We start from the raw sequence: 13,409 nt of genomic DNA, 5'->3' as shown, positions 1-13,409 counted from the left end.
GCATTCGGTCTCGATCAGCGGCGGGCCGGACGCCCTTGATGCCTCACCGGCGACCGGCGCGCGAGCCTCTCGGGCGGTCAAACGATCTCGTCATCGTCTTCCAGGCGCACCAGGTCCCCTACTGGCCCTCCCGTAGCCAGGATGTTTTCCAGGACCTCGCAGATACTGTCGATTCCGGCTTCTCGCACAAGTAAGAGATCGGGGCAGTTGAAGTATCTGCCGTTGAAGCACTCTCCTGACATCTCCCACCGTTCCCAGATGTCATTGATCGCAGCCATGGTGAGAACCGTCGCACTCCATCGCGATCCGTCCTCCAGCGTCAGGATCAGATCCAAATTCGATGCCTCTTCCGGCTCTTGCCCAACTCCGATGAAGAGGACGGTGGCGCCACCGATCCTTCTCTGGATATCCGACTCACTGGCCATAAATCCTCGCCATCATCTTCTTCGCACAGAGCATCATCTTATCCAGATAGAAGCTGACGAGAACGAGCACACACGAGTCGGCGCTGCCTGCTTACCGACACAATGTCGACCCGAACTCCTTACGATACCGGCCGATCACCGTGAAACTGCGTCGTCCGATTCATCGCCGCACTCGTGATAGACATACTGATCGATGTCGAGCGATGCCCTGGCCGCACCCAACCAGGCCAGCAGGTCAGCCCCGAGGAAGATACCTTTCTGCTGCGGATCGTCCGGGTCTCTGATCTTCTGAACAATCTCCAGAGAAACGGCCACTTCCCCGGAGTCTACGAGTCGTCCGAGGGCGTCGGCTAGATCCGTCCCCCATCCGAGGACCACCGGTTCCAGATCCTCCGGTCTCGCTCCGCCTCCCACCGCGCCGGCATGCCGAATCCAGGTCGCACGCGATCGTGGAGGCGATTGAGGACGCCAGCGGCTTCCGATCGACGTCGACTCGTCGGGCTCCGCCCCCAAGCTCCTGGTGATTTCCTCCGGCTGCAAAGACTCGCTGACTACCCTGAGGTACATACGAAATGCGCTCACCGGAAGAACCCATCGTCCATGGCAGAACCGAACTGCTCATTGCCGAGATTTCGTACGACCGTAACGTCCCGTCCGATTCTTAGCATCACTGAAGTTGGATTAATGATCCGACCGCCTGCTCCTATATAATATAGTTTTCGCTGATGAGCCTCATCAGCCGTGGACCATTTCGCGCGATCAGGTCTGGGTGACGTACGACTAGACCTTTCGCTACGAAACCCTCCACATGCTCCTCGATAAGACCACTGTGCAAGGCAAGAAGACCCTCGCACATCTCGAAGAACGCATCTAAGATTTCTTCTTCTGCATTTTCCACCGCAGGGTCGAACACTTCGACCATAATCTCAAGGAGATATTCAAAGGTGCTGACATACAGTCCGTCCTCCATATATTCGGCCTCCAGCTTCCGGACGACTTCTCGTGCATATGGCAGCGTCGTCCATATGAATTCTCGACCGCGGCCCATCAGCTCTTCCAGGCTTACGAAATGATCCAGATCGAACTCGTCCATATTCAGCTCCTTCGGCCGACCATCTAGGAACATCTCGTAACAGTGCCGGCGACAGAGCATCGGAGGCAGTCGAAAGGCGGCCGGAGGCGTTGAGACAAGCCGGTCGGCGCCTGGTCCATCAACCACCCAGGCGCCGCCGTCAAATCCGCCAGCACGGAATGAATCGCCCGGCGGCGACCTCCAGGATCTCGAATCCACCGTCCTCACAGAAAGTCTCTATACACGGCAAGTCTCACATCACTGATACAACGCTTCCATCGGTCGCTTTCCAGCGTCTCACTATGCCAGACCACCACAGGATCGCTATCTGACATGCAATATCCATAAATCTGTTCCGCGACATCTTCGGTGAAGAGGTGATCGAAGTGAAAGGCTCCCTCGAACGCTGACCAGGCCACGCCATCCGCATCTGTACACGCCTTCTTCAGGCATTGCCGTAGATAGGGAACAAGGCGCTGATCGATGTCATTGGAGGTGAGATCATACTCCCAGACGATCAATCCCTTCATGCCTTGCTGAGGGTGCATACGAAAAATTTCCACCCCCTCCGGACGCACTCCGGAAAAGCTGAACGTGGCCTTCTGAAGGCAATCTTCAACCCGACCGAGGGTGAAAATAATGATGACTGCAGGGCCACTCCAACAGACGGCGTCTCTGATAGAGCTCACAAGAGGCCCCGCTTTATCACGTTCTCGGCACCAGGAACCAGAAGAGGAGAGAAGATTTTCCGCTGACAGTATCCTTCCTCTACCTTGAACAGCACAACCACTTTTCCGTCGCCCTTCAGGTAGATCCCCGTCCATGAACTCCACTGACCTTCAGTCGAAGTTCTCTGTGGCGACGTCAGAAGCTGCGAGGCCGCCTGCGAACCGACAGGGTCCGCTGTGACGTTGATTATGTGGGTGAATGGCGAGCAGACGGGGCCCTCACGTGATCGGTAACGGCAGGGTGGGGTGTTCACTCGTACGCCCAAGGACTGTCAGTCGGTGTTGAAGACCGCCTGGGATGACTTTGAGTTGCAGGGACAGCCGTAGGGAGCCCCTGCGCTCAGGCCACAACCCCGATCAAGTTCGAAGAGCCGCCATGGCCCTAGCCACACGGCGAGAATTGAGGCGGAGGGCCAAGGGCGAACGTCAGGCCAGCGTGTCGAAGTCGCCGGCCTTGAGGTCGTGGACGAACGCCTGCCACTCGGGGCGGGTGAAGAGGAGTTTGGGGCCGTCCGGGTCCTTGCTGTCGCGGACGGCGACCACCTCGGGAAGGTTCATGGCGACCTCGACACACTGACCGCCGTTGTCCGAAGAACGCGATGCCTTCCGCCACACGGCGGCGCTCAGGTCCATTCGCGCCTCACTTCCTCGATCTTCAGGACGGATACGCGCTCAGGATAAGCCCACAGCCGGATCGCCTCATAGCGCTGCCAGATCGAGGTCACAACATCATGGTCCGTCGTGGTGTGGGCCTGCGCCGGTGAGTCTGAGCTGACGACGTCCGGCTGACCGTTCGGGAGTTCGGCGATCATAAAGGCCCCTGCCAGACCCGCAACGCATTCTGGATCGACCACCTGGAGGAAGACAGCAGGTCGCTGAGCCGTCTCCAGTAGATGGCCCAATTGCTCTCGCATCACCTGGGGGCCGCCGATTCTGCGGTGCAGCACGCCCTCATCGATGAGCACCAGGAGCATTGGCGGCTTTCTGCGGTCAAGGATGTGCTGCCGCCGCATGCGGGCTTCCACACGCTCATCCACCTCTTCGGGCGCGACCTGCGGCCCCTGGCTGAAGACGTGACGGGCGTATGTCTCGGTCTACAGGAGGCCGGGGATGAGCAGGGGATCCCAGGAGCGTAGGACGAGAAGGTTGGGCTCGATCTCCTCGACCCAGTTCCGGAACCACATCGGACTGCCCGGCTGGGCGACGATGCGCTGATAGATCCGGGCGAAGGAGACGCTCGCCGACTTGCCGAAGAGCATGTCCAGCCGCTCGGCGTCGGACCGTGACGGGGTGCGGGTCGCCTTCTCCAGCCAGCTCACCTGCGTCTGCGTACACCCGAGCCGAGACGCCACCGCCGCCTGCGACAACTCCGCCGCCTCCCGCAGCCGCCGCAACTCGGCACCGAACCGTACGCGAGGCGAATCCGGATCGAGAGACGGCACCACGTGCATGACATTTCCCTCCAATTACCAGAAAACGGAAACATCTCCAGTCGCTGACACCATTTAAACCACACCCGACAGACGATTGTCATTGTCGATGCTGCCTTGGCCTGGCAACTCGGTCGCCGGCCCCACAGCCAAGAAGGCACCCTGAGCACAGATGTTTTCGGCAACAGGTGAAATGGCCGGCCTCACTTCCCGTAGCTGGGAGTGAATAGGTGGCGAAATTGTTCCGCGCCCTGGCCGAACTCCTTGGAAGCACTTGGAAGGCGGAACCATGACGGCGCGCGAACCGTACGAGAGATTCAGCCACCTGGCCCGCCTGGGCTGGGACCTGCACAGCCTGGGCATCCGTGTCTCGCTCGTCGTTCCAGTGACCGGACAGCCGGTCCTGGAGATGCACTCCATGAACGGCACCGCGATCCGGGTCACCGTCATCCGCCGCTACTGCGGCTGGGTGTTCACCTGGCGGCCGTGGTGGTCACGACTGTGGCGGCGCGACACCTGGGTGCTGGCCGACGCCACCAATGCCGCCGACATCATCGTGGCCGAGGCGAACGCATGAAAGGGCCGCTCAACTCTTATGACTCACTCCGGCCGGCGTTCACGACCACGCAACACGCCACCTGGAGTCGGTCCTTCCCCGCGACACCGATGTCCGTTCCCGAGGCTCGTGGCTGGGCCCGCTCCCTGCTGTCCCTCGGCGGCCCGTCCCCGATCCTCGACGACACCCTCCTCCTGCTCAGCGAGGTCATCACCAACGCCATCACCCACTCCGACTCCAGCCACAGCGGCTCCGGCCAGGTGACCGTACAGATCGCCCGCCTGGGCACAACCGTCCAGGTGGAAGTAGCCGACGCAGGCTCCTCCACCACCATGCCCGCCGTACGCACCCCTGCCCTCGCCGACGACGGAGGCAGAGGACTGTGGCTGGTGGACACACTCGCCGACAAGTGGGGATTCCAGCACGACGAGACCGGCGGACTGGTCTGGTTCCGCCTGACGGAGCACGCCTGTCCTCCGGTCGCCGCCGCCCCCTGGGCATAGGAAACGGTGGACCTGTTTTGGCAGATGTATCCAAGCACGCCGCGAGGATCGCCCAGCCTCCATGTACAGGACCTGGCGGAACCTTCGCGGCCAACCACGAGAACGGCCGTGGCGGAGGAACCCTCTAGCTCAGACGAACCTGTACTTCCGCTTGTCGAGACCGCCTCCCCGCTCACCTCACTCGGACGTACGATTCAGAACCTGACGCATCTCGTCCGCGACCTAGCAAGCACCAGGATACTGGCACAGCACAGTCGATAACGGCCTCACCCTCGATGCCCATTAGGAATTACCAACCAATTGCGCAATATGCCCATCTGCCGCCGCCACAAAATCAAGAAAATCATGTTTTGGAATTTTCGTATACCCGCGATTTGCGTCGTACTGCCGCGCAACCAGGTCGACGACAAATTGTTTATACCTCATCCTTGCGCCCCATTGCTCGCAATTTTCAACCGTCCTTCTTTTTTTGTATGCTACGCAAAAAACATGATGGTCATCCGCCGCAAACTCAGAACTCTCTACATCAAGAGAGGTCGCCGCCATGCCATCGGCAAGGTGGAAATTCTCGCCCACGTCGCGCTCGGAGTAGTACTCCTCTGCTTCGACCTGCTGTGGAAACTCGTACACAACTTCCGACAGCGACGGAGCACCCCCTTGAGTTTTGTCGCTCCACGAGCGTATCCGATAGGCGCTGGCGCCGATAAAGGTCACGTCCGTACTGCTGCGTACATCAACCAGTTGTCTCGATATATTCATACGGCCCTTGATCGCCTTGGGTACCTGCCCGTCCGCCAACAACAACTCATCAATGTGAACTCTTGCCGCACCTCCGTCAACGACCTTAGGAGCAGTGCTTCCACTTGCGCCGCAGCCTAACACCATCAAAGCGAGGATAAACATTGATGAGGTATAGCCAAAATTAGTAGTTCGCATTTCAACCTTCTATCTATACTGGAAAAGGTTCTCATCTCTGAATTGAGTGAAAAGGCCGTTATTCAGATTGATCCAGAGATCGTAAGGGCCAATGTGACGAGCCGAGTTAATATCGTTCTTATGAAATCGATAATAGATCGACCACCCCATAATTGCCGACTTCCTATCTCCCGCATCCTCGACCTCCCCCTTCCAGAGAGCCCAAACTCTTGGCGCTGTCGCCGTCAGATGTCTGTTTCGGCCGAGTGCCGCCATGATGAACCCATAGTGCACATTAGAAAAAATGTCGTAATATACTCGCCCTCCTTTACAGTCTTTCTTGATACAAATAAATCCGTCATTGCGCAACTTGCCCGAGCCAAGATTCAAGTGTTTACGTAGATACTGCTTGTGATCCCATCTCCCATCTGTCTTGAACATATCTACCATCCGTTTAAATGCATTTCCAATTTTCACCCTACTCTTACTATGCAAGCCTTCCTTGATGGATCGAAATGCAGAACTATCTAGATTCGTGGCCATCTCATAAGTGGTAAGCAGCAGAGCAGTATAGAAATCGTGATGCAGATCCTTTGCCCAAGAAGGCCTATTTCGCACCTGTTTGTCGACCCACTTCACACAGCCGCTGGAACCTGGGTCAGCTCCGCAATGCTTCCTATACGTAGCCTTGCACTTCTCCGAGAAGCCGAGGCTCCCATCGGCACACCCGCGAGACTTTCCTTGGCGTGGTGTCGCCCCTAAAGCCCCTCCTCCCGCTGTCTCAGCTGAAAGAAGCATACTCCAGACAGCCGCCAGTTCATCCACATCAAGATTCGAATAGTAAGCAATTCTATACTGTTCACGAGCCTCCAGGCTTGCTTCGTCGTAGCCTTTTGGTTTGACCGCTCGGCTACCGAGATAGGTATTGTCTGCGACAAAGTTTTCGAAATGCCACTGAGGATTGTCCTGGGCAACCCTGCCGTCGCCGACGTTCTCGTTACCCCAGCTGTAGAGGGGATCGCGAACTCTGAAGCAGCCCCAGCCGCCACATATCCATCCTTTATCCGGGTCCGCGGTGGCGGCCGTGGGAATGGAGTTGCCAGAGGTTGGGGCCCAGTCCTGCCATCCGCTGCCGCCGCTGGCTGGGTTGCCCTCGACGGCCCAGTGACCGGTGGGGTCGGTGTGGGTGAGGGGTGAGGCGTTGGCGTAGGTGTAGCGGTTGGCCTGGACCGATGGGCTCGGTGACAGGGTCATGGTGTCGCGGCTGGTGAAGGTGCCGGTGCCGGGCTGGTACCAGCGGGCGTGCATGTTGACCTTGCCGGTGTCCGGGTCGGTGTATGCGCCCTGGTAGCCGAGATTGGTCTTGGCCCCGGTCTGGTCGGTGATCGCACCGAAGGGGTCGTACGCGGTGGTGGTGGCCAGGGCGGTGTTGCTGTACGTGGCTACCAGGTCGCCGTGCATGTCGGTCAGGCTGGCGAGGGCGGGGTTGGCGCCTTCTTTCTGACCGAGCAGGGCGCCGAAGGCGTCGCGGCCGTACCGGGCCTGGACGACGCCGAGGGTGTCGACGATGGCGGCGAGGTTGTTGCTGAGACCCGTGTAGGCGAAGGTCTCCTTGGTGACCCCTCTGATGCGGCTGGTGACGCGGTCGAGGGCGTCGTAGCTGTAGACGCTTTCGCCGTCGGCGATGAGCCGGTCGAAGGCGTCGAAGGTGAGCTGGGTGGTCGTACCGTCCTTGGTCTCACTCGCCATGGTGCCGCGCGCCGTGTAGGTGTAGGTGCTGCCACCGCCGGATGTCATCCGGTTGCGCGCGTCGTAGACGTACGTCTTGTCGCCGGCCTTGGTGCGGTTGCCGGCCGCGTCCCACTCATAGGCGGTGGTGGCGCCGCCGGGGGCGGTCCAGGACGTGAGCCGTCCGGCGTGGTCGTAGGCGTAGGTGTTGGTGCCCGCGCCCGCGGTGCCGGCGGTGGTCTTGGTGGTGAGGTTGCCGTCCTTGTCCCAGCCGTAGGTGATCTTCGCGAGCTGGCTGCCGCTGCTGTTCCCTCGCCTCAACGTGTGAGTGAGCGGCTGGTCGAGGTCGTCGTAGGTGAAGGACTGGGAGTCGGTCGTGGTGGTGCCCTGGACGGCGGTCAGGGAGGTGAGATTGCTGGCCCCGTCATAGCCGTAGGTGAGCTTGCGGCCGGTGACCGGGTCGGTGGCGGTGTCCAGGCGGCTGGCCTTGTCCCAGGTGAAGGTGGCCGTGCCGGCGGCGTCGGTGCGCTGGGTGGGGTTGCCGAGGTCGTCGTAGGTGTAGGCGGTCTGCTGGGCGGTGCCGCGCAGGATGCTGAGCGGAAGGCTGCGGTCGTTGTAGTTCACGCTCAGGTCGCCGACGGTCGTCGCGCGGCCGGCGAGGTCATAGCCGAACGTCCGCTCCGCGCTGGCGGCGTCACCACCGCCGCCGCTCTCCAGGGTGAGCCGGCCCAGGTGGTCGAAGGTCCGGTCGGTACGCACGCCGCCCGGCTGCAGGGTGGACAGCGCATTGCCCCCCGCATCGTAGATCTGGGTCCAGGTACGGTCGGCGGCGTCGGGGTGAGCGGCAGTGACCGGCTCGGTGACCGTTTCCGGCAGACCGAGGCTGTTGTACGCGGTCCAGGTGACGTTGCCGCGGCCGTCGGTGAGCCGGGTGCGGGCGCCGCTCGCGTCGTAACCGAAGCCGGTGGTGATCGACTCGCTGTCCGAGACCGGCTCGATCATCGAGGTGACCCGGCTGAGCGCGTCGAACGTCTGCCGCGTGACATGACCCTCGGGCGAGGTGGCGGAAATCAGGTTGCCCGCCAGGTCGTACGTGGAGCTGCTGCTGCGCAGGACCGTGCCGGAATTGTTCACGTCCTTGACGCCGATCTGGCGGCCTGCCAGGTCGTACTCCAGCGTGGTGGCGTTGCCCCGTGGATCGGTGGCCGTGACTGGCCTGCCCGACAGGTCGTACGTCACGGTCGATCTGTTGTTCATCGGATCGGTCGTTTCGATGACCTCTCCGGCGGCGTTCACCTTGTGCGTCGTCGTCTTATTGTCCGGCGCGACCGTCGTCAGGAGGTGTCCGACGTCGTTGTAGGTCATGGTGGTGGTGGAGACCGTCGCGGTGGGTTTGCGTTCGATCACGGCCGCGGTGATCTGCCGGCCCAGGTCGTCGTAGGTGACATCGACCCGGGCGCCGGTCGGGTCGATACTGGCCTTCGTCTCGCCCGCCATGGTGTACTCGGTGATCCAGCGGCCGGGGGTCTGCCCATCGGGGGCCGGATCGGTCATCCGCACCTGGCGGCCGAGCTTGTCGTACTCGAACGTGGTCGTGTGACCGCGGGTGTTGGTGGTCGAGATCAACTGCCCGGCGAGGTCGTAGGCGTGCTCGGTCGTGGGGGTGATGGCGGTGCCGCCCGGTGGGGTGTAGCCGGGGGCGGTCTGCTTGGTCAGTCGCCCGGCCTTGTCGAAGACCGAGGTGACGGTACGCCCTTCGGCGTCGGTCTCGTGGGTTTTGCCGCCGAAGGCGTCGTAGCCGTACCTCGCCGATGGCTGCCCGCTGCTGGTGGCGCCCGCCTTGTCGATCTGGACCTGCGGGCCGGTCGCCTGGACCAGGCGGCCCAGAGGGTCGTAGCGCAAAGTGGAGGTGAAGTCGGCCTGGTCAGCACCATCGGCGTTGCCGCGGGGGTCGGTGGTGGCGACGACCAGACCGCGCTCGTCGTAGGCGGTGGTGGAGACCAGATCCTGCTCGCCGTTCTCGACTGTCTCCTTGGTGGTCCGGTTCTCCTTGTCGTAGGTGAACTGGGTGACCTCGGAGCGCGTACTGCCCTTGCCTGTTTGGGTGGCCTTGAGAATGTTGCCGTTGGCGTCGTGAACGTAGGCGGTCTTGCGGTTGAGGTCGCCGGGGTCCAGCACCTGCGAGGTGAGCAGGCCAGCCGCGTCGTAGACGAAATCGGTGGTGATGGTGGTGGTCGCGCTCTGGCTGACGGCCACCTTGGTACGGTTGCCGGCCGCGTCGTAGGTGTTGTTCTCCAGCACCACGTTCCTGGGGGCGCCGGAGCCGTTCAGCTTGGCGTCCTGGGCCGTCTTCTTGGCGGGCAGGTTGTCGTTGAAGTAGGTGTAGGTGGTCTTGCGGCCCATCACATCGGCCCGCGTGGCCAACCGGCCGCCGAAGTCGTACGTGAACGCCTCCAGCACCTCGTTCACGGCCGGCTTCGGGCTGACAGGACTGTCGGTCCACCCCTTCAGGGTCCGTGAGGTGAGCTCGCCGCGCTCGCTGTAGGCGTGCTCGACCACAGCTCCTCGCGGGTCGGTGGTGGAGGCCAGTTGCCCGAGGGTGTTCCATACCTGGCGGACCACGCCGCCTTCGGGGCCGGTGACCGTCTCGACCCGGCCGTGGTCGTCGTAGGTGGTCACGGTCGCGCGTTCGGCGTCGCCTCCGGTGAGGTCGGCGATGGTCTGGCTGAGCCGGTTGCCGTCCGGGTCGTAGGTGTACGTGACGCGCTTGGTGTGCGTGACGTTGGATATCTCGTTCTTGACGCCCGGTTCTGTCTGGGTGGTCACCCGGCCCACAGCGTCGTAGGTGAAGGTGCTCTTGAGGCCACCCGGGTGAGCTTGCAGGATCTGGATCCCGGCCGTCACGCGGCCGAGCGGATCATGCTCCAGTCTGGTGACCAGCCCTTCCGGGGCGGTCTGCTCGGCCAGATCGCCGGCGGCGGTGTAGCGGTAGTTCCAGGTGTTGCCACGGGCGTCGGTGGCGGACTTCGTCAGGCCGGCGGGGATGGTGCCGCCGTCGATGGCGGTCTCGGTGCCGTCGGTGTAGCTGATCGTGGTGGCGCGGCCGTTGGGGAAGTCCAGGGTGGCGGGGCCGGTCTGCTTGATCGGCTCGCCTGATGCGTTGTAGTCGACGGTCGTGGCGTACCTGTTGTCCTCAGCGCTGGAGGAGCGGGCGTCCCGATAGGTGAGCAGTTTGTCGTTGCGCGGGTCGTACTCGTCGTCCCTGTTGAGGTAGTAGGTGGCGTAATCAATGTGGCAAATGCTCGAGGTACGACACGTTCTTGCTCTGATCGGGTTACCGCGCTTGTCGTTCCACTGCCGCGAGACATTTCCGTTACGGTCGGTGACCTTGGAGGGGAATCCGCCGGTGTCGTACTCGTACTTGGTCTGGTACAACTTCTGGTCTTCCTCGTACACCAAGCGGAAGTTGCGCCCCCCGTCGTAGGCGTAGGTCACCGTGCCGTTTCGCGGGTCGGTCACCTTGACGGTCGCGACCTGGTTGCTCCAGTCGGTCACCGATGTGCCGATCTGCCACGTGCCGCCGTGCCGGTCGGTGTGCGTCTTGAGGCGGTCGGTCGCCGTGTCGTAGGTGTTCGACGCCCAGACCCGTCCGGACGGGAGCGTGCTTCCCGCCAGCTTGTTCGGCACCTTTGTGCGAGCCGTGTAGTGGGCCTGGACTTCGGCGCTGGTCAGCGGCTTGCCGTACAGGGCGAACTCGTCGATCGAGCCATTGAACGCGAAGACACCACGAGTCCTGGGCCCACCAGGGATGTCGGACCAGGAGCTGCCCCGGTCACCGCTGCCGATGACAGCGTTCTCCCGGAACTCCGGATAAAGCTCGCCGGTGACCTCGCCCACCGACTGACCGTCGAGAAACATCTCCTGCCGCGTGCCGTCGACGTTGAGCACCACATGGTGCCACTGGTCATCCGTGACCGGCGCAGCGCTGGTGACCGGAGTGTACAGCGGCGGCCCGGAACCGTTCCTGATCTCCCCCAACTGACCACGCAGAAGCCCGTCGGTCCCTACGTACAGTGCCGGTATCGTCGCCCCGTCCCCACCGTTGAGCTCGCTGGCGGAGAAGATCATGCCGCTCTGTGCCGTCTTGAACCAGGTTTCGATGGACACCCGATCCCGCAACCGGGCCAGCGTGAACAGCGGCAGTCGGACATGCGACTTCGTGAAGCCTGCCGCCGTGTCCGTGCTGCCTTCCAGCGCGCCGGGCTGCCCCACGGTGACATCGGTGTACTGGCCCGTCTGCCAGCTGACCTCGTTGGCCGCCGGCTCGAACCGCTTGTCGCCCAGCCGCCAGTACCCCACCGGCTCGGAATCCAGCACGATGCTGCGATAGCGGGACCCGTCCGCGTAGGTGTAGCCGGTGCAGTTCGGTGCCGCGACCGGTGCGCACACCTGGGTCAGGTTGTCGCCCTCGTAGCCGTAGGTCCAGGTGAGACTCTGTCCGTCCACCGGGTCGGTGGACACCGTCGCCACCCGGGGGCCGGACCAAGTGAAGTGCAACGAGCGACCGCCCACGCCGGTCGCCTCGGTGAGCTTGCCGTCGCTGCCGTACGTCAGCGTCTGCGCCCGCCCGCGAGCATCGGAGATCTTCGTCAGGCGGCCCGAGGCGTTGAAGGAGAAGCTGGTCGACGACTGATCCATCAACCGCCAGCCGCCGCCGTCGACATCCGACAGCACGGCGTGCATCCCCGGCGGCGGCTGATACCCGCCGTCCCCCTTGCTCGCGAACCGCACCCGGCTACCGTCAGGGTAGAAGACCAGCAGCCCGGTCACCTGTGAGCCCGTACTCTCCGCCACGATCTTCATGTCCCACTGGGTCGACCACCCGGCGCCGAAGATCCCATCGGTGCGTGCTTCGAGACTGTTGTAGGTACGCGTCACCGAGAGCGGCGGCCCCGCGACGGCTATCTGCGCATCGATGACAGCGGTGGTGTAGTTACCGGAGATCGGCGCGAACTCCTGACCGCCGCTGGCCCGCTCACCCAGGTGCGCCCCCGTCTCCGGCTGAGGCGCCCCCGTGGTGAACCGCTGATTGTCCGTCCGCGCCGACCCCTCACCTCCCGGGTCGACGACGCGGGCCCACCACTCGTACTGCTTGCCCCACTCCAACTCACCCGCCGGCACCCGCCAGGTGTCCTTTCCCGCGAGCCTTCCCGACTCCACGCACTCCGGCGTCGGATCGGGTTCCGGGAACCCGCCGTCATCCTCGTCTTCCTCCAGCACCTCACACACGGTGTAGAAGAAATTGAAATCCGCCGATGACCCGCCGCCCCCGCTTGTCACCTGCACGCTCAGCAGCGGCGTGGCCTCCACCAGCGCTCCGTTTTCGGGCCAGAAGTCGTCGATGAGCGGAAAGCCCATCGCCGCTTGCCGATCGAGCTGCTCCGCCCGCTCAACACCCCCGGGAAGCTTCGGCCCGGTGCTCTGCGAGGTGGAAACTTCGACCGACGGTCGCTTCTCCAACGGCAACGCCCCACGTACGGGACCGTCCTCGACCTCCGGCGGCCCGCTGGATGCCTGAGTGACGGAGGTGTCCACCAGCGTCGGCAACCCAGCGGCCGTCCCGGTCATCTGCTTGGGAACGTCAAAGGGCCCCGTGGCCAGGAGTTCTTCGGCCTGTGCGACCGCCTGGGCTTGAACGGGCACCACAGGAAGAAACAGCAGCCCAGGCAGCGATGCGGCGACCAGCAACGGAATCAGGCGCGGCGATCGAGCCCACGACGAGAACCGGCGCATACGCCACCACACTCCGAACCACGAAGGACGCCCGCCAAGGCGTTAGCCGTCGCCCTCCGCAGCGGTGGAAGTACTCGTTCTCCGCGCAGCTCGGAGCTGATCATCAACCTGATGATCAACGTAAGAAATTATGACCATCCCGACAAGAGGAGCGATCATCACAAAATGGATAACAGCCCTATCCGGTATGCAACCCTCCGTTATCACAGCCTTGCCTGCCTCAAGCCCAGGGCGCCGCCGGGTATGCCGCACCCCCGTG

Annotated in this window: 10 protein-coding genes and 1 pseudogene; 2 read left to right on the top strand and 9 right to left on the bottom strand. The window is 62.7% G+C overall.

Annotation, left to right across the window (positions count from 1 at the left end):
- Positions 1-77: 77 nt before the first annotated feature.
- From IEY87_RS04430 to IEY87_RS04400, 7 genes and pseudogenes are all read right to left on the bottom strand, one after another.
- Positions 78-425, bottom strand: coding sequence for a hypothetical protein (locus IEY87_RS04430; protein ID WP_189137138.1), 348 nt, complete (start codon positions 423-425; stop codon positions 78-80).
- A gap of 135 nt (positions 426-560) precedes the next feature.
- Positions 561-992 (bottom strand): DUF4279 domain-containing protein, encoded by a 432-nt coding sequence (locus tag IEY87_RS04425; protein WP_189137321.1) that lies wholly within the window; start codon positions 990-992, stop codon positions 561-563.
- 136 nt (positions 993-1,128) lie between these two features.
- Complete coding sequence (locus IEY87_RS04420; protein WP_189137137.1) at positions 1,129-1,518, bottom strand: hypothetical protein; 390 nt, start codon at positions 1,516-1,518, stop codon at positions 1,129-1,131.
- A 203-nt stretch (positions 1,519-1,721) separates the two neighbouring features.
- A complete protein-coding gene (locus IEY87_RS04415) occupies positions 1,722-2,330 on the bottom strand; it encodes a hypothetical protein (protein ID WP_189137136.1) in 609 nt (202 codons plus the stop codon).
- Positions 2,331-2,651: 321 nt separating this feature from the next.
- Complete coding sequence (locus IEY87_RS04410) at positions 2,652-2,858, bottom strand: DUF397 domain-containing protein (protein ID WP_189137135.1); 207 nt, start codon at positions 2,856-2,858, stop codon at positions 2,652-2,654.
- Positions 2,849-3,307: pseudogene (locus IEY87_RS04405) on the bottom strand (DUF5753 domain-containing protein); the annotation flags it as partial. The pseudogene IEY87_RS04405 and the gene IEY87_RS04410, both read right to left, overlap by 10 nt.
- A gap of 12 nt (positions 3,308-3,319) precedes the next feature.
- Positions 3,320-3,676 carry a helix-turn-helix domain-containing protein gene (locus tag IEY87_RS04400; RefSeq protein ID WP_189137133.1) on the bottom strand — a complete coding sequence of 119 codons (357 nt, stop codon included), beginning with the start codon at positions 3,674-3,676 and terminating at the stop codon, positions 3,320-3,322.
- Between the two features lie 268 nt (positions 3,677-3,944).
- Between IEY87_RS04400 and IEY87_RS04395 the strand changes: the two genes are divergently transcribed.
- Positions 3,945-4,232: a hypothetical protein gene (locus IEY87_RS04395; RefSeq protein ID WP_189137132.1), complete on the top strand. Its 288-nt coding sequence runs from the start codon at positions 3,945-3,947 to the stop codon at positions 4,230-4,232.
- Positions 4,229-4,714, top strand: a complete 486-nt coding sequence (locus IEY87_RS04390) for an ATP-binding protein (protein ID WP_263653116.1) — start codon at positions 4,229-4,231, stop codon at positions 4,712-4,714. Before IEY87_RS04395 ends, IEY87_RS04390 begins: the two co-directional genes overlap by 4 nt.
- A 282-nt stretch (positions 4,715-4,996) precedes the next feature.
- On the opposite strand, the gene IEY87_RS04385 is transcribed toward IEY87_RS04390, so the two are convergent.
- Both IEY87_RS04385 and IEY87_RS46575 read right to left on the bottom strand, forming a co-directional pair.
- Positions 4,997-5,617, bottom strand: a complete 621-nt coding sequence (locus tag IEY87_RS04385) for a hypothetical protein (protein WP_189137130.1) — start codon at positions 5,615-5,617, stop codon at positions 4,997-4,999.
- A gap of 42 nt (positions 5,618-5,659) precedes the next feature.
- Complete coding sequence (locus IEY87_RS46575; RefSeq protein WP_189137129.1) at positions 5,660-13,060, bottom strand: RHS repeat-associated core domain-containing protein; 7,401 nt, start codon at positions 13,058-13,060, stop codon at positions 5,660-5,662.
- Between the last annotated feature and the right edge of the window lie 349 nt (positions 13,061-13,409).

Origin of the sequence: Nonomuraea glycinis (assembly GCF_014646515.1) — a bacterium.
Classification (GTDB): domain Bacteria; phylum Actinomycetota; class Actinomycetes; order Streptosporangiales; family Streptosporangiaceae; genus Nonomuraea; species Nonomuraea glycinis.
The sequence above is the reverse complement of the archived record's forward strand: the minus strand, read 5'-3'. Positions and strand labels throughout refer to the sequence as shown.